Source organism: Bacteroides sp. 51, from assembly GCF_010500965.1.
Classification (GTDB): Bacteria; Bacteroidota; Bacteroidia; order Bacteroidales; family Bacteroidaceae; genus Bacteroides.
The window spans coordinates 43,230-65,462 of the sequence record NZ_QVMI01000005.1; the positions used below are offsets into that span (position 1 = coordinate 43,230).

A 22,233-nucleotide genomic window follows, 5' to 3' on the forward strand; every position below is an offset into this window, starting at 1 on the left:
CAACCATTCAATGAAAAGACTTATATGGATATGCGCCAGTCTACTGATCGGATGCCTTTACCTGCAAGCCGAAGACGGCAGTCGTCTTTGGCTCCGGGCAGCGACCGACGCACAGGCCACTGTAACGGCAAATAAAAAGAGCCCCACCGTAGATCTGGCCGTCAGGGAACTGCAAACCCAGTGGAAAGGAGGCGCGGTTAAGCTCCTGCTGACACAGGCAAAAGAAGTAAGCCGCTTGGGTCGCGACGGTTTCCGTATGGATGGCAACCGCAAGGGATTGACCATTCAGTCGGCCGGCGAACAAGGATTGCTCTATGCCGCCTATCATCTTCTGCGCATACAGGAGACCGGAAAAGCGAATGGAGAGATTCTGGTAGAAGAATCGCCCGCTTACGACATACGGATACTGAACCACTGGGACAACCTCAACCGCACCGTAGAGCGTGGCTATGCCGGTTATTCGCTCTGGCAATGGGACGAGCTGCCCGCTGTGCTTTCGCCCCGCTACGAAGCCTATGCAAGGGCAAATGCCTCTATCGGTATCAACGCCACGGTGTTGAATAACGTGAACGCATCGCCGCAGATACTGAGTGCAACCTATCTTCCGAAAGTAAAAGCGCTGGCCGACATCTTTCGTCCTTATGGCATAAAAGTATATCTGTCCGTCAACTTCGCTTCACCTGCCGTATTGGGTGGATTGCCGGATTCCGATCCGCTACGTCCCGAAGTACAACAATGGTGGAAGGATAAAGCCCGGGAAATTTATAAACTCATTCCCGACTTCGGCGGCTTCCTCGTGAAAGCCAACTCCGAAGGCGAACCCGGCCCGCACGATTACGGCCGTACGCACGTAGATGGCGCCAATATGTTGGCAGATGCATTGAAACCCTATAACGGCATCGTCATGTGGCGCGCCTTTGTATACAACCCCTCCGGCGATGATCGCGCCAAGCAGGCATACCTGGAGTTTATGCCTTTCGACGGACAATTCCGCGACAACATAATTATTCAGGTGAAGAACGGCCCGGTTGATTTCCAGCCCCGCGAGCCGTTTACTCCACTCTTTGGCGCTATGCAGAAAACACCCGTCATGGCCGAACTTCAGATTACGCAAGAGTATCTCGGGTTCTCCAACCACCTGGCTTTCCTGGCTCCGATGTGGGAAGAATTCCTCCATTCGGACACCTATGGCCAAGGAGCCGGGTCTACTGTTGCGGCTGCTACCGATGGTTCGCTCTTTACGCAAAAGCTGACTGCCATATCGGGCGTTGCCAATATCGGCGAAGACACCAACTGGTGCGGCCATCACTTTGCGCAAGCCAACTGGTACGCTTTCGGTCGCCTGGCATGGAACAACACCCTCTCTTCCGCACAGATTGCGGATGAGTGGCTCCGGACGACCTTCACCTCCGAACCTGAATTTCTGACACCCGTGAAGCGAATGATGCTTGATTCGCACCAGGCAGTCGTCGATTACATGATGCCCCTGGGATTGCATCATATCTTTGCCGAAAACCATCATTACGGCCCACAGCCTTGGTTCGACAAGGCTTCACGTCCCGACTGGACATCTACTTACTACCATAAAGCATCCGGTTCGGGCATCGGGTTCGACCGTACTGCATCGGGCAGCAATGCCGTAGCGCAATACTTCTCACCCCTCCGTGAAATATACAGCAACCCCGCTACCTGCCCCGATAAGTACCTGCTTTGGTTCCACCATCTGCCGTGGAACTACCGGATGAAGAACAACCGCACGCTTTGGGATGATCTTTGCTACAGCTACGACCGGGGTGTGAAGGCTGTTCGTAACTTCCAACAGGTTTGGGATGAGGCAGAACGGTATGTCGATGCACAACGATTCACTGAGGTGCAGTCAAAACTAAAGATACAAGCGCGCGACGCCGTTTGGTGGCGCGATGCCTGCCTGCTTTACTTCCAAACTTTCTCCGCGCAGCCCATTCCGTACGAATTGGAGCGGCCGGTCAATGAGTTGGAAGAGTTGAAGAAGATCAAGTTGGATATGAAACACCATAACTAAACATTAATATATGGAAAAGATATGGCGCTGGTTTGGAGAAGATGACCCCATCACATTACCTATGATCCGACAAATGGGTGTGAAAGGGGTAACTACAAATTTGGGCCATATCCCCAACGGAAGGATATGGACGCCGGAAGCGATCAATGAAACCAAACGGTGTATTGAAAATGCCGGTTTACGCTGGTCGGTAGTAGATGATCTTCCGGTTAATGAAGAAATTAAATACGCCGGGTACGAACAAGAACACTTGATTGATAACTATATCATGAGTCTTGTTCATCTGGGAGAAGCTGGTATTCGCACAGTTTGCTATCGTTTTATGCCTGATGTGGATAGTGTATATCCGTTGCGGGCACATACCCCTATTGGGAAAGAAGAGTTGCGGGACAATCTGCAATATTTCCTTCACCGGATTATGCTGGTATGCGAAGATTATGGTATGAATATGTGTATATATCCGGATAATCTTTCTGTTCCGACATCAGGATTGCCTTCCGTTGTTAGCAGAGAAGAAGATATAACGTGGATATTAAGTGCTGTTCGCCATCCTTGTAATGGAATAGCTTTTTGTACAAGTTTGTTGAGTACTCATTCGCAAACGAATATAGTAGCGCTTGCTCGTAAGTTTGCTTCCCGCACTCGGTTTGTCCAATTGGATGGTACACATACAACAGAACTGGTTCGCATTTTTGAAAAAGAAAACCCCTCCCTTCCTGTATGTATAGGCCCTGTTTCAACTCACTTAAAGAATATATCATGAAGAAATACTTTACTCTATTTATGAAAAGAAGAAACTACGCATTATTCCTCGTCTTGTTTTTATTGGCAGCATGTACTACCGGTAAAGAAGATACCTCATTCAACTTCACCACCACATGCAATCCGGTCGATCTGAGCTATCGTTTCGCCCTGCGCGAGCAAGCGCCCTATTGGCGGGAAGCAGCCGATCCCAGTATCATCAACTTCAAAGGCGAGTACTACCTCTTCCTGTCCAAGTCGGGTGGCTACTTTCACTCTACCGATTTGGTACATTGGGACTTGATAGCGTCCGACGACCTTCCCATAGAGAAGTACGCCCCAACCATTATTGAGATGGATGGCGAGATTTACTTTACCGCCTCGGTAAATACCAACGTGGTATACAAAACCGCCGACCCCAAATCGGGCAAATGGGAGTTGGTGACCGACAAGTTTCCGTATGTCCTTAACGACCCGATGCTATTCTACGATGCCGATATCGACCGACTCTTCATGTATTCGGGCTCCGGTGCGGCTACGCCTATCACCGTGATGGAGCTGGATAAGAAAACCTTTATGCCCAAGGCCAAACCCACCGAACTCTTCTACGCCGATGCCGATAAGTACGGCTGGGAAGTGGCGGGCGACTACAATACCCATTACAGTCACACCGCCTGGCTCGAAGGCGTTTGGGTGAGCAAATATAACGGGAAGTACTATCTGCAATACGCCGTTCCCGGAACAGAATTTAAGAGCTACAACAACGGAGTTTACATCTCAGACGATCCGATGGGGCCTTTTTCGTTGGCCAAACATAACCCATTCTCGTATAAACCCGAAGGCTTTGCCAACGGCCTGGGGCATGGTAGCACATTCCAGGATATTTATGGCAACTATTGGAATACCGGAACCGCAACCATCTCACAACGTCACATGTTCGAACGCAGAATCTCCCTCTACCCTGTATTCTTTGACAAAGACGACGAGATGTATGCCTATTCAGCCTTCGGCGACTATCCGATGATGATGCCCGGCAAGAAAATCTCTTCGCTCGATGAACTCTTCCCGGGATGGATGCTCTTGTCCTACAACAAGAACGTTAGCACCTCCTCTACATTGAACGGATATCCGGCAGAGAATGCCGTCAACGAAGACATCCGTACATGGTGGAGCGCCGAAACGGGCAATAAAGGCGAATTCCTTTCCATCGACCTGGGAGAAGCAGCTACCGTATGCGCCCTTCAGGTAAACTTTGCCGATCAGGATGCTACACAAACCGGACGCGACGCTTCCGTGTACTATCAATACCGGATTGAGGGCTCGAAAGACGGCAAACAGTGGAACATGCTGGTCGATAAATCAGCCAACACCGCCGATGCTTCCAATGACTATACGCAGCTGAACCAACCGGCCGATGCCCGGTACATCCGTATAACCAACCTGTATTATCCTTCCGGCAAATTCTCCATCTCCGGTTTGCGCGTGTTTGGCAAGATGGATAAACCGCTTCCGGCAGCTGCCGAACTAACCTCTTTGGTTCGGAACGAAGACAACCGCCGCAGCGTGCACCTCACATGGAATAGGATAGAGGGAGCAACAGGCTATAACATTCGTTTCGGAACAGCCAAAGACAAGCTATACCACAACTATATGGTGTACGATAATAACCAATTAGATATAAACATCCTGAATGTTGGTCAATCCTACTATTTCGCTATGGATAGCTTCAACGAGGCAGGCATAACAAAAGGAACGGACGTGAAAGAAGTGAAGTAACCTGATAATACCTATATATAATGAAACGAATCAAACAAATGGCTCTCTTTATGGCCATTCTCTTATTGCCGCTCTGCTCCGCATCGGCCCAGTCGTGGACATCCGACAACGGTAACGGAACCTTTACCAACCCGCTGTTCTACGACGAGTTTACTGACCCCGATATGATACGCGTGGGTACCGATTACTACATGGTGGCCAGCTCCATGCACTCCATGCCCGGCCTGCCCCTGTTGCGTTCCAAAGACATGGTGAACTGGGAGTTCGTAACCTATATCTTCGAGAAACTCGACCTTGGTCCCGAATCCCACCTCGAAGGCAACAAAGGCATTTACGGCAACGGCATCTGGGCGCCGGCTATCCGCTACCACAAAGGCACCTTCTACGTCTTTGTCAATGTAAACGATCACGGCTTGCAGGTATTCTCTACCAAAGACCCTGCCGGAACCTGGGAACATAAGAACATGGGCGGACGCATCTACGACCTGGGCATCCTCTTCGATGACGACGACCGCATCTACGCTGTGCATAGCTATGACGAAGTAAAGCTTATCGAAATTAAGTCCGATTTCAGCGGCTACGTCGAAGGCAGCGACCGGGTCATTATCCCACGGGGGAACGCTATGGGCGAAGGACACCATTTCTATAAAATAAACGGCAAGTACTACATCATCAGCGCCGATTACGGCCCGGTAGGCCGGATGCAATGCGCCCGTGCCGACAAGGTCGACGGCCCTTACGAGACGGCCGTGATAAGCCACCGCGAAACCATGGGTATCGAACGGGGTTGGTGGTCGAACGAATACGGATACTGGTCGGACATACCTCTGGAAGGCGAAAAGGTGACCTTCGGCCCTCCCAACAAGAAGGCGTATTATGCCGTTCCGCTGCATCAGGGAGGCATCGTCGACCTGCCCAACGGCGACTGGTGGGGATTCTCCATGATGGATGTAAAGTCCGCCGGACGATTGACTTTCCTTTCTCCCGTCACCTGGAAGGACGGATGGCCTTACTTCGGACTGGAAGGGAATCTCGGCCGCTCGCCCCGCACCTGGTTCAAACCCAACACAGGGGCAGACATCGCGCCTGTTACAACCTACGAGCGCAACGATGATTTCTCGGGAAAGAAACTAAAACCCATCTGGCAGTGGAGTCATTTGCCGGTAGATAAGAAATGGTCGCTCCGCAACGGTGCCTTGCGCTTGAACACAATGCCGGCCAGGAACTTCATGTATGCCAAGAACTCGCTTACCCAGCGTGCTGTCGGCCCCGAATCAATCGTAACCGTTGAACTGAACACCAAGTCCCTGAAGAAAGGTGACGTAGCCGGACTTGCGCTGCTCATCGTACCTTATTACTGGATTGGCGTGGCGCATACCGACGAAGGAAAAGTAATGCGCTTCTATGATTTCGTCAAAAACGAATCGGTAGACGAACCATTATCCACCGACAAGGTGTACCTGCGTGCCCGCGGCGATTTCGACGAAGACCTGGCTTGGCTGAGCTATAGCACCGACGGCGTAAACTTCAAAGAATTGGGCGTCGACCTGCGCCTGGCCTATCAGATGAAGACCTTCCAGGGCGTGCGCTTCGCTCTGTTTGCCTACAACACGCTGGGCAAAGAAGGTGGTTATGCCGAGTTCGACAACTACCGGATGGACGAACCTTTTGCCGACCGTTCCGCAAATCTTCCTGTCGGAAAAGTAATCACCCTCACCAACCGCGCCAACAATGTGCTGGTGTGGACAAGTCCCCGCCGCATGCTGCGCAATGCCAATACGGGCGATAAAGAGTTCGACGTGCGCGCCACCCGGTTCCGTGTTCACGACCGTGGTCAGGGCCGCGTAGCCCTCGAAGCCATGGACGGAAGCGGCTTCCTCACCATCACCGGCGAAGGTATGTCGGGCGATGTTCGCCTGTTGAACACCGAAACCGATGCCAGTCTCTTCGTTTGGCAGGACATGCTGCGCAACCACTGCATGCTGCTTTCGCTGAAAACCAACCGGTTTGTAGGCCTGAACCCCGCAACGGGAGAGCCTTATTCGGCCGACTGGCCGGGAACATTGCCGGGTGGCAAAGACGGCACCGTGTTTGATTGGAAAGTAGTAGAATAAACAAGCAATAAATAATACATCATGAAGAAAATAACAACAGCATTGTTCGGCCTGTTGATAACCGTTTCAGCGTTTGCCGACTGGCCAATCTTTACCCAGCGTTATACGGCCGACCCGTATTCGCTTGTCCACAACGGGCGCTTGTATCTGTACTGTTCGCACGACTTCCTGAAAGAAGGAGCCGAAAGCCGTCCCGAACGCGGATACTTTATGAAAGACATTACCTGCATCTCTACCGACGATATGAAAAACTGGACCGACCACGGCGAAGTTTTCGATGTGAAAGACTCGAAATGGGGAGCCAAACTCTCGTGGGCGCCCTGTGTCATAGAACGCAACGGTAAATTCTACCTCTATTACGGCGACGGCATGAACTGTATGGGTGTTGCCGTGAGCGACAGTCCCACCGGCCCCTTTGTTGACACCAACGACGGCCCCATTGTGGATAAAAAGACACCGGGCGTGATGGAAGGTAGCGGCGGCCAGTGGGGCATGTGGTGCTTCGACCCGGGCGCACTGATCGACGATGACGGGCAGGCCTATCTCTACTTCGGCGGTAGCCACCCCGACAATGCACGGGTAATCAAACTCAAAGAAAACATGATTGAGGTGGATGGCCCTGCCGTGAAGCTCAACGCATCCGGATTCTTCGAAGCCTCTTTTGTACACAAGTATCGGGGGCGGTATTACCTTTCTTACTCCGGGCACCATTTCAGCAAGCCATCCAATATTGAATACGTCACCAGCGATCATCCGATGACCGGGTTCGATAATCCCGGCATCGCCATGACCCCTCCTCCGGTGAACGACGGGCACAACCATCACCATTCTATTTTCGAATTCCAGGGACGGTGGTACATGGCCTACCACAACCGCCAGGTGGCGCACGATAATGGAGTAGAAAGCCAGGCGCTGCGCGAATTTACCCGCAATGTTTGTATTGATGAACTGTTCTACAACGAAGACGGAAGCATCCGTCCGGTCATCGCTACCCGCGACGGCGTAGATCAGTTGAAGTACGTAAGTCCGTACAACCATCCGTACAGAGCACATACCATGGCCCTGTCAAAAGGCATTCAAACCGCTCCGAATAACGACGGCGGACGATATGTTACGGAATTGAATGATGGCGACTGGATAATGATTAAAGGCGTTGACTTCGGACTTCCCGGTGCGGCGCGTTTTATGGCCGAAGTGGCAGGTGTTTCCAAAGGAGCCTCTATCGACTTGCGTCTGGACGATCCGAATGGTGTTCGTATCGGAACCTGTAACCTTGAACCCACCGAAGGCGGGCAGAATTGGGTGATACAATCAACGTTAACAAACAATGCGGTAGGTGTTCGCGATCTGTTTCTGGTATTCAGAGGCCAGGGCAATGATTTGTTGAACCTGAATTCGTGGCAGTTTGAACCCAAGTAAATATAAAATAATTTATAAAATACAAGAGATGAAACATTCAATCTTATCGTTTGTTCTTGCGACAACAGGCATTTTGGGTGCCAACGCCCAGAACCCCATCGTACAAACCATGTACACCGCCGACCCCGCGCCTATGGTGTATGGCGACAAACTTTACCTATACACCAGCCACGACGAGGACAACTCTACCTGGTTCGTGATGAACGACTGGAAACTATACACCACCACCGACATGGTGAACTGGACAGACCACGGCGTGGTATTGTCTTACAAAGACTTCGACTGGGCGCAAAAGAACGCCTGGGCGCCCCAGTGCGTAGAGCGCGATGGCAAGTTCTACATGTACGTACCCGTTACCGACCGCAACAACAAGGAGGGCATTGCCGTAGCCGTGTCCGACAGTCCGTATGGCCCCTTCATCGACCCGCTGGGCAAGCACCTGGTACAGAAAAGCGGCTGGGGCGATATCGACCCTACCGTCTTTGTGGACGACGATGGCCAGGCCTACCTCTACTGGGGAAACCCCGATTGCTTCTATGTGAAGCTCAACGAAGATATGATTTCCTATAGCGGCGAGATTCAGGCCGTACCCATGACTGAAGCCGCTTTCGCCAGGCGCGACGGCAATGTCAAAAACCGTCCCACCCTGTACGAAGAAGGCCCCTGGCTCTACAAACGCCGCGACCTCTACTACCTGCTTTGGGCGGGCGGCCCGTTGCCCGAACACATCGGTTACTCCACCAGCAAGAGCCCCGAAGGCCCCTGGCAGTACGGCGGCACCATTATGCCCGCCGAGGGAGGCAGTTTCACCAACCACCCGGGAATCATCGATTACAAAGGCAAAACCTACCTCTTCTACCACAACGGCGCATTGCCCGGTGGCGGCGGTTTCACCCGTTCGGTGTGTGTAGACGAGGTTGAGTTCAACAAAGACGGCACCATCAAGCCGATGAAAATGACCCCGGGCATCACCCGCCCGCTCGAAACGCTCGACCCTTACCGCAAGGTGGAGGCCGAAACCATCGCCTTCTCCGAAGGAGTGAAAGCCTCGCAGAACAAAGAAGTGGGCGTATTCGTGAGTGCCATGAAAGACAATGCCTGGATTAAAGTGCGCCACGTGGACTTCCGCTCTCACGGCGCCTCGAAGTTCACCGCCCGCATAGGCACCACCCACAACGCCGGCGTAACGATGGAAGTGCGCCTCGGCAGTGCCGACGGACAGTTGCTGGCCACCTTCAAAGCCCCCCTCACCGGAGGCGACAACCGCTGGGCGCTGGTCAGTGCGGAGATTCCGAAAGTGACCGGCGTACACGATCTGTACTTCGTCTTTAAGGGCGAAAAGCCGGGCGTGTCGATGTATTTTGATTACTGGATGTTCTCGAAGTAAAATAAACCTGTAAACCCCATGAACAAACGCATTCTATTCACCCTGATCCTGCCCGCGGTTATCCTCACCGCAGGCTTTGCCCAGGATAAACTATACCCCAACACCTTTTCCCTGCAAGATGTCAGGATAACGTCGGGCCCTTTCAGACATGCCTGCGAGTTGAACACCGATGTACTGCTTCAGTATGATGCCGACCGCTTTCTGGCGCCTTTCATGCGCGAAGCTGGGCTGGCGTCCAAAAAAGAATCTTACGGAAACTGGGAAAAAGACGGCCTAGACGGGCATGTGGGCGGACATTACCTCACCGCACTCGCCATTCACTACGCAGCCGGCGGATCGGCCGAATGTAAAGAGCGGATGGACTACATGGTAGCCGAGCTGAAACGGGTGCAAGACGCCAACGGCGACGGCTCCATCTCCGGATTTCCCAAAAGCAAATCCTTCTGGGAAGAAATCAGAAAAGGAAACGTAGGCATCGTCTGGAGATACTGGGTGCCGTGGTATAATGTACACAAAACCTTCGCAGGACTTAGAGACGCCTGGCTTTACGGCGGCAACGAACAGGCCCGCACCATGTTTCTCGACATCTGCGACTGGGGTGTCGGGATCATCTCTCACCTGGACGACCGGCAAATGGAAGCCATGCTGGCCAATGAATTCGGTGGAATGAACGAAGTCTATGCCGACGCCTACCAGATGACGGCCAACCCCAAATACCTGGATGCGGCAAAACGTTTCTCGCACAAAGAGATATTCGATAGTATGGCCGCACAGAAAGACAACCTCGACAACAAGCACGCCAACACCCAGGTTCCTAAAGCGGTGGGCTATCAGCGCGTGGCCGAGTTGAGTGGCGATGCCGCCTACGTTACGGCCTCCCGGTTTTTCTGGGAAACCGTGGCCGTCAACCGTTCGCTGTCCCTGGGTGGAAACAGCCGTTCCGAGCACTTCCCCGAAGCCCAGCGCTGTTTCGAATACATGGACGAACGCCAGGGTCCCGAATCCTGCAACACCAACAATATGTTGAAACTGGCCGAAGGGCTTTTCCGCATGAATCCCGACGCCCGCTATGCCGATTACTACGAGCGCGCCATGTTCAACCACATCCTCTCCACCCAACACCCCGGGCACGGTGGTTATGTGTACTTCACCCCTGCGCGCCCCGGGCATTACCGCGTTTATTCGGCGCCCAACCAAGCCATGTGGTGCTGCGTGGGCACAGGCATGGAGAACCACGGTAAGTACGGCGAGTTTATCTACACCCATCAGCACGATTCGCTGTTCGTCAACCTCTTTGTGCCCTCCGAACTGAACTGGAAGGACAAGAAAACAGTGATCGTACAGCAAACCGGTTTCCCCAACGAAGAAGGCAGCACGCTCATCGTCAATCCCCGCAAAGCCTCCCGCTTCAAAATATTCATCCGCCACCCGTGGTGGGTCGCTGCGGAAGACATGCAGGTTATTTGCGGAGGAACCGATTATGCCAGGGGATCTACCCCCTCATCCTACATCGAGATAGACCGCAAGTGGAAGAAGGGAGATGTCATTGAAATCAGAACACCCATGAAGGTCGCCATCGAAGAACTGCCCAACGTGCCCAAAGCCATCTCCATTATGCGTGGGCCCATTCTGCTGGCTGCCAAAACAAGCACCAGGGATATGCCGGGGCTCATCGCGGGCGACGGTCGCTGGGAACACATCGCCCACGGCCCGTTGATGTCATTGTTCGATGCCCCCTACATACTGGGCGAGCGCACCGAAATCCTGGCCAAGCTGAACCGCATGAAACCCGTGACAGGCAAGCCGTTTACCTTTACCGTTCCCGGTCTGTTTGTTCAGGACGAATACAAAAACCTCGAACTCGAACCCTTCTATGGCATTCACGACAGCCGCTACATGATGTATTGGCTGTCCATGACCGAAGATGAATTCCGGGTTTACAGCAACGAAGCCGGCGCTGCCGAGCGCGACAAACTGATTCTCGACAAACGCACGGTAGACCGCGTGTCGGCCGGAGAACAACAGCCCGAGGCTGACCACGGCATGCAGGTGCAACACTCCTCAACCGGAACGCACGAGGGAGAGGCTTGGCGCGAGGCCGGCGAAGATGGCTATTTCCAGTACACACTGGCAACCGGTAAGATGGACGACCTGTCGCTGATGATTCGCTACCGCGCCGACGAAACCGGCAACCAGAAGTTCGACATCCTGATGGACGGCGAATTGCTGAAACACGAAAACACCGCCGGCAAATGGAACCGGCCCGGATTCGTGGACGAGGAATACCGCATCCCAGCCAAATTCCTGCGGGGAAAAGAGAGAATCACCGTCAGGTTCCAGCCCCAGGCGGAGAACAAAACGGCCTCGATCTTCGCCGTGCGCCTGTTAAAGCCACGCATGGCTGTCATTTTAGATTAATACATAATAAGCAGATATGAAACGATTCATTCCCCCCCTTTTCGCCCTTCTGTTGATGTTGCCTGCCGCCGTGCAGGCGCAGGCAGATGCGCGCGATATGGATTCTTTAGTTACCAACAACCCTTCTTCCGGCACATTTCCGCTGGTAGCCAGCGGCAAGACAGCCGCGCTGTGTTACGATGCAGCCGATTATCCGGGAGTGATCCGTGCCATTGGCGACCTTCGGAAGGACATTGAGCGGGTAACCGATTGTGCGCCCGCCCTGCATGCCGTCGAAATGCTGCCGCGGCAAGCCGTGATCATCGGTACACTGGGAAAGAGCCGGCGGATTGACGAGCTGGTGAAGTCCGGCAAACTGCCAGCTAAAGATCTCCGGGGCAAGTGGGAAAGTTTCGTTATCACCACCATCGACAATCCCTTTCCCGGCACGGAGCGCGCCGTAGTCATTGCCGGGAGCGACAAGCGCGGAACCATTTACGGCATCTACGAACTGTCCCGGCAGCTTGGCGTGTCGCCTTGGTACTGGTGGGCCGATGTGCCGCCGCTGAAGAGGAAAGAGGCCTATATCACCTCCGGCTACCACGCCTCGGGCGAACCGAAAGTGCGCTACCGCGGAATCTTCATCAACGACGAAATACCGTGCATGACCGACTGGGCCAGGGAGAAGTTCGGCGGCATGAACAGTGGCATGTACGCCCACGTCTTCGAACTCCTGTTGCGTCTGCGCGCCAATTATCTGTGGCCCGGCATGTGGGGTTCCTTCAAGGAATACAACCCCGGCGTGCCCATTCTGTTCGACGACGAAGGCCGTTACGAAGGCAACTCCTTCAACGAAGACGACCCCGCGAATCCCCGTCTGGCCGACGAGTACGGTATCGTCATGGGAACCTCGCACCACGAGCCCATGCAGCGCTCGCAACAAGAGTGGTTGCGCAACAAGCAAAACTACGGCAACGCCGAGTGGAACTACGTGACCAACCGCGCCGGCATCCGGAAGTTCTTTACCGAAGGCATGGAGAACACCCGCAACTACGAAAGTATCATCACCCTGGGCATGCGTGGCGACGATGACAAGCCGATGGCAGACGCCGGCAGCATCGAAGAGAACTTCCGCGTGTTGGAGAACATCATCGCCGACCAACGAAACATCATCCGCCGCGTAACCGGAAAGCCCGCCGACCAAACTCCGCAGGTGTGGACATTATATAAGGAGGTGCTCGATTATTACGACCTCGGCCTGAACGTGCCCGACGATGTCATTGTACTGCTGTGCGACGACGACTGGGGCGATGTCCGCTACCTGCCCGCCCTGAACGGCAAGCGGCATTCCGGCGGCTATGGCATGTACTACCACGCCGGATATTACGGCGCCCCGCGCGCCAGCAAATGGCTCAACATGAGCCAGATTTCGCATATATGGGAGCAACTGCAACTCACCTATAGTTATGGCGTAGATAAGATATGGATCCTGAACGTGGGCGACATCAAGCCCTGCGAGTATCCCATGGACTTCTTCCTGAAGATGGCCTGGAACCCCGAACGATTCAATTCCACCAACCTGCAACAGTATGCCCGCGACTTCTGTGCCGAGCAGTTCGGCCAAAGTCAGGCTGCCGAGGCCGCCGAAATCCTCGATACCTACTGCAAATACGCCGGCCGCGTAGTGGCCGAAATGATGGACGAGAAGAGCTACGACCTCGAAAGTGGCGAATTTAAAACCGTTCGCGACGCGTTCATGGCCCTCGAAGCGCGCGCCTTGCGTCAGTATCTCGCCCTGCCCGGTGTTCGCAAAGATGCCTACCACCAACTTGTGCGCTTCCCCGTGCAAGCCATGGCCAACCTGTACGACCTGTACTACTCCCTGGCCATGAACCGCAAGCTGGGGGTAGAGAAAGACCCCGCAGCCAACTACTGGGCCGACCGTGTGGAGGCTTGCTTCCGGCACGATGCTACCCTCTGTACCGAGTATAACCATGACATTGCTGATGGCAAATGGAATCACATGATGGATCAGGTACACATCGGCTACACCTTTTGGCATCCACCAGTGCAGAACATTATGCCGCAGGTTATCCGTGTGCGCCCCGAAGAAGTTCGGGCGGGCGGCTATACGTTCAATCACAAAAATCGTGTGGTGGTGATGGAAGCCGAACACTACTACACCGCCGACCCGGGTTCCGGCAAAGCCGCCTGGACGGTCATCCCCGATTTAGGGCGCACCCTCTCCGGCGTGGCCCTGATGCCTTACGATCAAGAGACTACGGGTGCGGCGCTGACTTATAAGATGAAGCTCGCCCCGGGCAACGCCCGCACCGTTGCGCTACGCGTCATTACCGATTGCACGCTGCCTTTCCTCAAAGGAGGCCACAGCATCGCCGCCGCCTTCGCCGGAGCGGAAGAGAAAACCGTCGGCATCAATCAGGAGCTGACGTGGAAGAACAATTACAGCAAAATGTACCCGGCAGCCGCCGAACGCATCATCGAAACGGTTCTTGAACTACCCCTGCCCCAAGGCAACGGTGCCGGCGAGTACTCCCTGATCCTGCGCCCGCTGAATCCCGGCATTGTATTCCAGAAAATCATTGTAGACCTCGGCGGATACGAGGATACACGGTTGAAGATGCCGGAGAGCCCGTATATAAAGGAATAATAAATAATGTAAACCAATAAATCCCATGAAATTACTCTCTTACATAACTTTACTCTTCTGTCTCCTGACTCCCTTTACCCTCTCTGCCCAGCAGACGGGGAAATGGGGAGATCAGGGCGACGGTACTTTCCGGAATCCGGTCATCGCCGCCGATTTCAGCGACCCCGACCCCATTCGCGTGGGCGAGGATTACTACATGGTTTCCTCCACTTTCGAAAGTTCGCCCGGGGTCAGCGTATTGCACTCCCGCGATTTGGTGAACTGGGAGATTGTGGGAGGCGTTTTCGACAATATGATCGATATTACCCCCGCCTTCGGCTGGCAACAGATGGATCGCTACAACGCCGGTGTTTACGCACCAACGATTCGCCACCACGACGGCAAGTTCTGGGTGTTTGTCAACTTCTACACCGATGGATTCTTCGTGGCTACAGCCAGGAATCCGCAAGGTCCCTGGGAAGTACGACAAATCAAAGACAAAAACGGCAAACCCCTGAAAACCGTGAAATGGACAGACCCGTGCCCCTTCTGGGACGAGGATGGCAAGGCTTACCTCGGTAGCAGTCGCCCGCCGGGCAAGCACTGGTATAGCTACCTCTTCCAAATGACCCCCGACGGCGGTCAACTGCTCGACGCGGATGTGGATTACATGAACCAGGACGATATCATTTATGAATATCCCAAAGGCGGAACGCTTATATCGCCCAACTACTCGTCCGAAGGCAATAAAATATACAAGAGAAATGGGTATTATTACCTCGTACATATCGAATTCCTCGGTCCCAACGCCGGCACGCACATCTACCGCTCGCGGCATATTTACGGAACAAAACCCGACGGAACCCCCGGCAAGCCCGGCGACCTTGGCTGCTACGAGATGCGCCGCACTGACCGCCCTGCTTCTGAAACAGGAGGCCAATACCATCAGGAAATTCCCGGACAGGGAGGCTTTGTAGATACGCCCGACGGCCGCTGGTTCTGGATAGCGCAACTCAACCGCTATAATTCCGACGGACGTCCGCCCTGCCTGCTTCCCGTTACGTGGATAGACGACTGGCCGGTGATCGGAGTTTACATCGATGCGGATGGTTACGGAAAAATGGCCTGGCAACTACCCAAACCCATTGCCTCGACCGAAAAAATACTGCCGCATGGCGGCGATGACTTCAATGCTGATGTCCTTACACCCTTCTGGGCCTGGAACCATCATCCGCGTGCCGAAAAATGGTCGCTCACCCAACGCAAAGGCTACATGCGGCTATATGCCTCCCGCACCGCCGATGGAAGCAACAACTTCTTTAAAGCCAGTAACACGCTAAATCAACGCCACATGCGATCGGACACCGCGGTTGTTACCGTGAAAATGGACATCGCCGCCATGGCCGACGGCCAACGGGCCGGATTGGCGCATTTCAACGGCGGGCGCGACTATGCCTACCTGGCCGTATACATGCAAGACGGTGTTAAGTGCCTGGTCTATACCACCAACGGCAAGCAAACGAATGGCCACCGGCTGGACAAGGCGCAGACGGTGATCTACCTCCGTTCCGTTTCGCTGTTCAACAATAACCTCACGTATCAGTACAGCCTGAACGGGGAAAACTACATCGACTTTGGCGGTACCTACGTACAGAGCTGCGCCAATTTCCAGGGCGATATGGTGGGTGTGTTCACCTACAACAACAAGCAAGAAAAAGGTTACGTTGATCTAGACTGGTTTGATTACAAAATATCCAATACTCACCCATAACAAAGCAAATATGAAGAAAATACTCTTAACCATCCTGTTCCTGGCTCCCTGCTTCGCCCTGTTGCAGGCGCAAGACCAGCTCCCGGGAATGGCCGCTGAGGCCAACGTGCCCGAAGCCAAATTTCCGCGCGTATTGCCCGACGGACGTGCCGTGTTCCGCATTCACGCCCCACAGGCGCAGAAAGTAGAAATAGACTGTGTAGGCCGCAAGTTCGCCATGATGAAAGACGAGACCGGCGTATGGACGGTAACCACCGACCCGCTGGTGGTGGGTTTCCACTACTACTCGGTGGTGATTGACGGCCTTTCGGTGGCTGACCCGGCGTGCGACTCCTTCTTCGGGTGTGCCCGCATGATGAGCGGCATCGAGATACCCGAACCGGCCGAAGACGCCGCGTATTACACGTACAACAAAGATATTGCCCACGGAACCGTGCGTGAGTGCTACTACTTTTCCGAAATTGAGCAAGCCCGCCGCCGCTGTTTCGTGTACACCCCGGCGGAGTACGAAACCAATTCCACGAAAAAGTACCCCGTCCTCTATCTCCAGCACGGCATGGGCGAAGACGAACGCGGATGGCATCAGCAGGGCAAAATGGCCTTCATTATGGACAATAACATCGCCGCCGGCCAGTGCGTGCCGATGATTGTGGTGATGGACTATGGCAACTGCGGATACTTCTTCGGTGCCCGTCCGGGTGAAACGCGCGACGAGTTCGGCGCATCCTTCGGCCCCATCCTGATGAACGACATCATTCCTTACATCGAAACCAATTTCCGTGCACTCACTGACCGCGAGAACCGCGCCATGGCCGGACTGTCGTGGGGAGGGAAGCAAACATTCGACATCACGCTGGGAAATCTTGATAAATTTACCTATATCGGCGGATTCAGCGGGGCGTTCTTTATGCGCCCCGATACAAAAATCGGTGATATATATAATGGTGTCTTTGCCGATGCCGCCGCCTTCAACAACAAGGTACACACGCTCTTTCTCGGAATCGGATCGGGCGAGGGGCAACGCACCCGCCAGCTAAGCGAAATGTTCACCCAGGCAGGCATCAGGAACATCTATTACGAATCGCCGGGCACCCACCACGAGTGGCTCACCTGGAGGCGATGCCTCAATGCCTTCGTGCCCCATCTTTTCCGGAAAAACAATAACCAAAAGTAATAATAGAATCACATGAAAATCAAAAAACTAATCGCCCCGCTACTTATCGCGGGTCTTGCTTTGGCAGGATGCAATGCTCAAACTGCTTCAAAAACAGACGGAGGTGTCATGGGCACCTTCACCAACCCCGTGCTTTACGCCGATGTGCCCGACCCGTGCCTTATCCGCGTAGACTCGTTCTACTACATGATAAGCACCACCATGCACCTCATGCCCGGCGCACCCGTGATGAAATCCAAAGACCTGGTGAATTGGGAAACCGTGAGCTATGTGTTCCAAACCCTTACCGACACGCCCAAGTACGACATGGAGAACGGCACCGTCTATGGCCGCGGCCAGTGGGCATCCTCCATCCGCTACCACAACGGGCGGTTCTACGTCTTCTTCTCGCCCAACGACGAGCCCTACCGTGGATATATCTATACCACCACCGACCCCGAAAAGGAACCCTGGACGCTTGTATCGCGCGTGCCCCATTTCCACGACTGTTCGCTCTTTTTTGACGACGACGGCCGCGTGTATATGTTCTACGGCACCGGCGAGTTGCGCGAACTCAACGCCGACCTTTCCGATGTCAAAGAAGGAGGGATCCGCAAGCGCATCATCGAACGCGATGCTACCGAAACCGGTCTGCTCGAAGGTACCCACGCCCTCAAAAAAGACGGCAAATACTACGTTATGATGATCTCCATGGTATACGGTGAGCCCGGTCGTATCCGCCGCGAGGTGTGCTATCGCGCCGATAACATCGAAGGCCCGTACGAAAAGAAAGTTATCCTCGAAAGCGAGTTCGAAGAATACGGCGGCGTAGGCCAGGGCTTTATTGTCGACACGCCCGAAGGCGACTGGTACGGTGTTATCTTTCAGGATCGCGGCGGCGTAGGTCGTGTGCCTATCCTGATGCCTTGCCACTGGATAGACGGCTGGCCGATGCTGGGCAACGAAGACGGAAGCATTTCCAAGACCTACGAAAAGATACTCTACCCCAATGCATACAACAAAGGCATTGTAGGCAGCGATGATTTCGGCAGCGACAAACTTTCGCTCTACTGGCAGTGGAACCACAATCCGGTAAACGATAAATGGTCGCTCGCCGAACGTCCCGGCTACCTGCGCCTGAAAACCGCCCGCGTGACAGATAACCTCTTTGCCGCCCGCAACACCATTACACAGCGCACCATCGGGCCAAAGTCCGGCGCTACTGTTTCGCTCGACCTCTCCGGCATGATTGACGGCGATGTTGCCGGATTCAGCGCCTTCAACGGGCACTCCGGAACCCTCTCCGTGCGCATGGAAGGCAATAAGAAAACCCTCGTCATGACCGAAGACGTGATCAACTTCGACCCCGTAGACCGCGAGAAGGATAAGATCATCAAAGATCCTACCTCCGAGGAAAAAGAGCGCGTGGCTATCAATCAGGACAACATCTACCTGCGCATCGATTGCGACTTTACCCGTCAGCAAGAACTGGCTACCTTCTACTACAGCCTTGATAACGTTGAATGGAAGAAGATAGGTTCGGATTTCCGTATGCGTTTCGACTACCGCCGGTTCTTTATGGGCACCAAATTCGCTATCTTTAACTATGCCACCAAGACCTTGGGCGGCCATGTAGATGTCGATTACTTTGATTTCACCGAACAAAAATAACACAATGAAGACTATTGTTTTAAATCTGTTACTTTTTTGCATAGCTGTTTCGTTGCAGGCGCAAACTACCCCTCCATGGGAAGACCCTAACATCATTGGCATCAATAAAGAAAGCTACCACAGCACGCTGATGCTTCCGTCGCAGAAGAAAAACTGCCCGGAGATCATCTCGCTGGATGGGAAGTGGCGCTTCCACTGGTCGCCCGACCCGCAGAGCCGTCCCGCTGAATTCTATAACGTAGGTTTCGATGCCTCCCATTGGGACGAGATCGTAGTACCCGGTACCTGGCAGATGCAAGGATACGGCATACCCATCTACACCAACTGGACGCACCCCTTCAAGAAAGACCAGCCCCGGGTGATGGGCGAGCCGCCTGCTAATTACTTCAGCTACAAGAACCGCAACCCCGTGGGCTCATACCTCACCACTTTCGAGGTGTCGCCCCAGATGAAGGGTAAGCAACTCTACCTGCACTTCGAGGGTGTAAAATCTGCCATGTACTTGTGGATCAATGGCCGGCAGGTAGGCTACAGCGAGAACTCCATGGCACCCGCCGAGTTCGACGTTACGGAGTACGTAAAAGAAGGCCAAAACCAACTGGCGGTCGAAGTGTACCGCTGGTCGGACGGCAGTTACCTCGAAGACCAGGACATGTGGCGCACCAGCGGCATTTATCGCTCGGTAGAACTCTGGGTACGTCCACAAACACATATTCAGGACTACAAACTGGCCACGCTCTTGTCCGACGATTTCAGCTCGGCACAGTTCAATGCCAGTGTCAATGTGCGGAATAAATCGGCGAAGAAAACCCGCAACCTCACCGTTGAAGTAGTGTTGACAGGCGAAAGCACCCAAGGTGAGAAGCTCGAAGAAAAGCTGACGGGGAAACTGAATTCCCTGGGCACCCTTTCCACAGAAACCGTTTCGCTCACCGGTACGCTGCGTAATCCCCGGTTGTGGTCGTCCGAAAAACCATATCTGTACGATGTCAGCATCACCTTGCGCGATAAGAATGGGGTAGTAGACGCTTTCCGCTACCACTGGGGCGTACGCAAAATTGAGGTCGACGGCGAAGTCTTCAAGATCAACGGCAAGCCCGTCAAGATCAAGGGCGTTAACCGTCACGAATTCCACCCCCGTATGGGGATCTCTATCGACGAAGCCACGTTGATAAAAGACCTGCAACTCATGAAGCAGGCCAACATCAATATGATTCGTACTTCTCACTATCCCGACCAGCCCATCTTCTACGAATTGTGCGACCGCTTTGGCCTTTATGTGATGGACGAAGCCAATCAGGAAAGCCACGACTACGGCATGGGTAATAAGGAACTGGGCGACAATCCGGTGTGGACGAAAGCACACGTAGACCGTGCCCTTTCTTTGGTGGAACGCGACAAGAACCATCCGAGCATTGTCTTCTGGTCCCTCGGAAACGAAGGTGGAAAGGGCATGAATCTGAAAGCCATGTCCGACACCATTCTTGCCATCGATCCTACTCGCTTAATTTACAGCGACTCCGACGATTCTGTGTCTGCCATCCGCGACGAAGGCTATCCTCACCCCGATAACCTCCGCAAACTGGCCGAAAAGAATACCGATCGCCCCCTCTTCATGCGCGAATACGCTCATGCCATGGGAAACTCCCTGGGTAATTTCAAGGAGTATTGGGACATCATCGAAGCCGACGAAAGCATTGTTGGTGGCGCCATCTGGGAGTGGGCCGACCACGGCATTGCTAAACCCATAGACGGATCTCCGTTGAAATACGATGCCAACCCCGCTTTGCTGCGGCTCAAAGACGGTGAATTCTTTGCCTATGGCGGCGACTTTGGCGACCAACCCAACGCCGGCGCATTCTGTATCGACGGTGTGATCGGTGCCGACCGTGTGCCCAATCCGCATTATTACGAAATACAGAAGGTACATCAGTACATTGCTTTCGCGCTTCGGGACAAGGGTACCATCGACCTTACCAATAAACACTTCTTTACCTCGCTCGATGAGTTTGACTATACCTACGAGTGGGTGCAGGACGGGCAGGTAACCCAAATCGGTACCCTGTCACTCGCCTCCGGCGGTACGCTGCGCGTTCCTCCTGCTCCGCAAGGCGGCGAGGTATGCCTCAATGTCTACGCCCGCTTAAAGCACAAAACCCTTTGGGCCAATAAAGGCTTTGCTGTAGCCCGCGAGCAATTCCTATTGAATGAAATGAAGCCGGAACCTTTGCGTACCGAAGGTGGTAAAGTGATGATCAAGCAACAGAATACCACGCTGGCAATCAGTGCGAGTGCTCAGACTTTCCTTATCAACACCCAATCCGGAGCCCTGGAAAGTTGGAAGCGCAACGGCAACGAACTTCTGCAAGCCGCCCTCGAACCCTACTTTTGGAAACCTGCCAACGACAACCAACGCCGCAACGGCTACAACAAGCGTTTGGGTGCCTGGAAGAATGCGGCAAACAATCGGATAGTAAAAGAAGTAAAGACCGATGTTTCTAAAGAAGGACTTGCCGTAGTGGAAATCGCTATGACTTTACCCGAAATCGGTGCCGAGTACCTCTTGAAGTACACCGTCAATGGTAACGGCCGCATTCAGGTAGAAGCCAGTTACCAACCTACTGCTGAGAACATTCCGTTGATGCCCAAGTTTGGTATGCGCATGCGCCTGCCCGCAGATATGAACCGCGTAGAATGGTACGGCCGTGGTGAGTTCGAGAACTATCCCGATCGCAAAACCGCAGCATTCCTGGGCCATTACACCCTGCCGCTCAATGAGTTTATCACCAACTACACCGTTCCGCAAGACAATGCCAACCGTTGCGATGTGCGTTGGTTCTCGCTCGACAGTGCAAGTGGCACCGGCATCAAGGTAACCGGACTTCAACCCCTGTGTTTCCGCGCCTGGCCATATATGGAAGAAGACCTCGAAACAAGCGGCCATCCGTACCAGATTCCACAACGCGATTTCGTGAATGTGAACATCGACCTGAATATTCATGGAGTAGGCGGCGACGATGCCTGGGGTGCCCGCACCATGGATAAGTACACGATTGACGGGAATAAACCGTACCGGTATGGGTTTGTGATGGAGGAGTATTCATTTTAGAACA

Annotated in this window: 12 protein-coding genes; all 12 read left to right on the forward strand. The window is 53.7% G+C overall.

The annotated features are described in order from the left end of the window. Positions 1-10: 10 nt before the first annotated feature. The 12 genes from D0T87_RS06130 to D0T87_RS06185 are packed head-to-tail and all read left to right on the forward strand — an operon-like array spanning position 11 to position 22,229. The gene (locus tag D0T87_RS06130) at positions 11-2,041 is read left to right on the forward strand and encodes an alpha-glucuronidase (RefSeq protein WP_163173854.1); all 2,031 of its coding nucleotides are present in this window, start codon (positions 11-13) and stop codon (positions 2,039-2,041) included. Between the two features lie 10 nt (positions 2,042-2,051). After that, positions 2,052-2,804: a mannonate dehydratase gene (locus tag D0T87_RS06135; RefSeq protein WP_163173856.1), complete on the forward strand. Its 753-nt coding sequence runs from the start codon at positions 2,052-2,054 to the stop codon at positions 2,802-2,804. Next, positions 2,801-4,558: a family 43 glycosylhydrolase gene (locus tag D0T87_RS06140; protein WP_239063510.1), complete on the forward strand. Its 1,758-nt coding sequence runs from the start codon at positions 2,801-2,803 to the stop codon at positions 4,556-4,558. Before D0T87_RS06135 ends, D0T87_RS06140 begins: the two co-directional genes overlap by 4 nt. Before the next feature lie 20 nt (positions 4,559-4,578). Then, a complete protein-coding gene (locus D0T87_RS06145; protein WP_239063512.1) occupies positions 4,579-6,672 on the forward strand; it encodes a glycoside hydrolase 43 family protein in 2,094 nt (697 codons plus the stop codon). Positions 6,673-6,693: 21 nt separating this feature from the next. Further along, positions 6,694-8,091 (forward strand): glycoside hydrolase family 43 protein, encoded by a 1,398-nt coding sequence (locus D0T87_RS06150; protein ID WP_163173858.1) that lies wholly within the window; start codon positions 6,694-6,696, stop codon positions 8,089-8,091. A gap of 28 nt (positions 8,092-8,119) precedes the next feature. Beyond that, positions 8,120-9,478, forward strand: a complete 1,359-nt coding sequence (locus D0T87_RS06155) for a glycoside hydrolase family 43 protein (protein ID WP_163173860.1) — start codon at positions 8,120-8,122, stop codon at positions 9,476-9,478. 18 nt (positions 9,479-9,496) lie between these two features. Continuing rightward, positions 9,497-11,896 (forward strand): beta-L-arabinofuranosidase domain-containing protein, encoded by a 2,400-nt coding sequence (locus D0T87_RS06160; protein ID WP_163173862.1) that lies wholly within the window; start codon positions 9,497-9,499, stop codon positions 11,894-11,896. Positions 11,897-11,912: 16 nt separating this feature from the next. Further along, a complete protein-coding gene (locus D0T87_RS06165; RefSeq protein ID WP_163173864.1) occupies positions 11,913-14,546 on the forward strand; it encodes a glycosyl hydrolase 115 family protein in 2,634 nt (877 codons plus the stop codon). A gap of 25 nt (positions 14,547-14,571) precedes the next feature. Further along, on the forward strand, positions 14,572-16,296 hold the full coding sequence (locus D0T87_RS06170; RefSeq protein WP_163173866.1) for a glycoside hydrolase 43 family protein: 1,725 nt from the start codon (positions 14,572-14,574) through the stop codon (positions 16,294-16,296). 10 nt (positions 16,297-16,306) lie between these two features. Continuing rightward, a complete protein-coding gene (locus D0T87_RS06175) occupies positions 16,307-17,470 on the forward strand; it encodes an alpha/beta hydrolase-fold protein (RefSeq protein WP_163173869.1) in 1,164 nt (387 codons plus the stop codon). An 18-nt stretch (positions 17,471-17,488) separates the two neighbouring features. After that, positions 17,489-19,120 carry a glycoside hydrolase 43 family protein gene (locus D0T87_RS06180; RefSeq protein ID WP_370526821.1) on the forward strand — a complete coding sequence of 544 codons (1,632 nt, stop codon included), beginning with the start codon at positions 17,489-17,491 and terminating at the stop codon, positions 19,118-19,120. A gap of 4 nt (positions 19,121-19,124) precedes the next feature. Next, entirely contained in the window at positions 19,125-22,229 is a 3,105-nt protein-coding gene (locus D0T87_RS06185) for a glycoside hydrolase family 2 TIM barrel-domain containing protein (protein ID WP_163173873.1), read from the forward strand. Positions 22,230-22,233: the final 4 nt, after the last annotated feature.

Coding starts and splice junctions, on each gene's coding strand:
- D0T87_RS06140 (WP_239063510.1), top strand. CDS start 2,801: ATGAAGAAATACTTTACTCTATTTATGAAAAGAAGAAACTACGCATTA.
- D0T87_RS06155 (WP_163173860.1), top strand. CDS start 8,120: ATGAAACATTCAATCTTATCGTTTGTTCTTGCGACAACAGGCATTTTG.
- D0T87_RS06145 (WP_239063512.1), top strand. CDS start 4,579: ATGAAACGAATCAAACAAATGGCTCTCTTTATGGCCATTCTCTTATTG.
- D0T87_RS06160 (WP_163173862.1), top strand. CDS start 9,497: ATGAACAAACGCATTCTATTCACCCTGATCCTGCCCGCGGTTATCCTC.
- D0T87_RS06130 (WP_163173854.1), top strand. CDS start 11: ATGAAAAGACTTATATGGATATGCGCCAGTCTACTGATCGGATGCCTT.
- D0T87_RS06170 (WP_163173866.1), top strand. CDS start 14,572: ATGAAATTACTCTCTTACATAACTTTACTCTTCTGTCTCCTGACTCCC.
- D0T87_RS06150 (WP_163173858.1), top strand. CDS start 6,694: ATGAAGAAAATAACAACAGCATTGTTCGGCCTGTTGATAACCGTTTCA.
- D0T87_RS06135 (WP_163173856.1), top strand. CDS start 2,052: ATGGAAAAGATATGGCGCTGGTTTGGAGAAGATGACCCCATCACATTA.
- D0T87_RS06175 (WP_163173869.1), top strand. CDS start 16,307: ATGAAGAAAATACTCTTAACCATCCTGTTCCTGGCTCCCTGCTTCGCC.
- D0T87_RS06185 (WP_163173873.1), top strand. CDS start 19,125: ATGAAGACTATTGTTTTAAATCTGTTACTTTTTTGCATAGCTGTTTCG.
- D0T87_RS06165 (WP_163173864.1), top strand. CDS start 11,913: ATGAAACGATTCATTCCCCCCCTTTTCGCCCTTCTGTTGATGTTGCCT.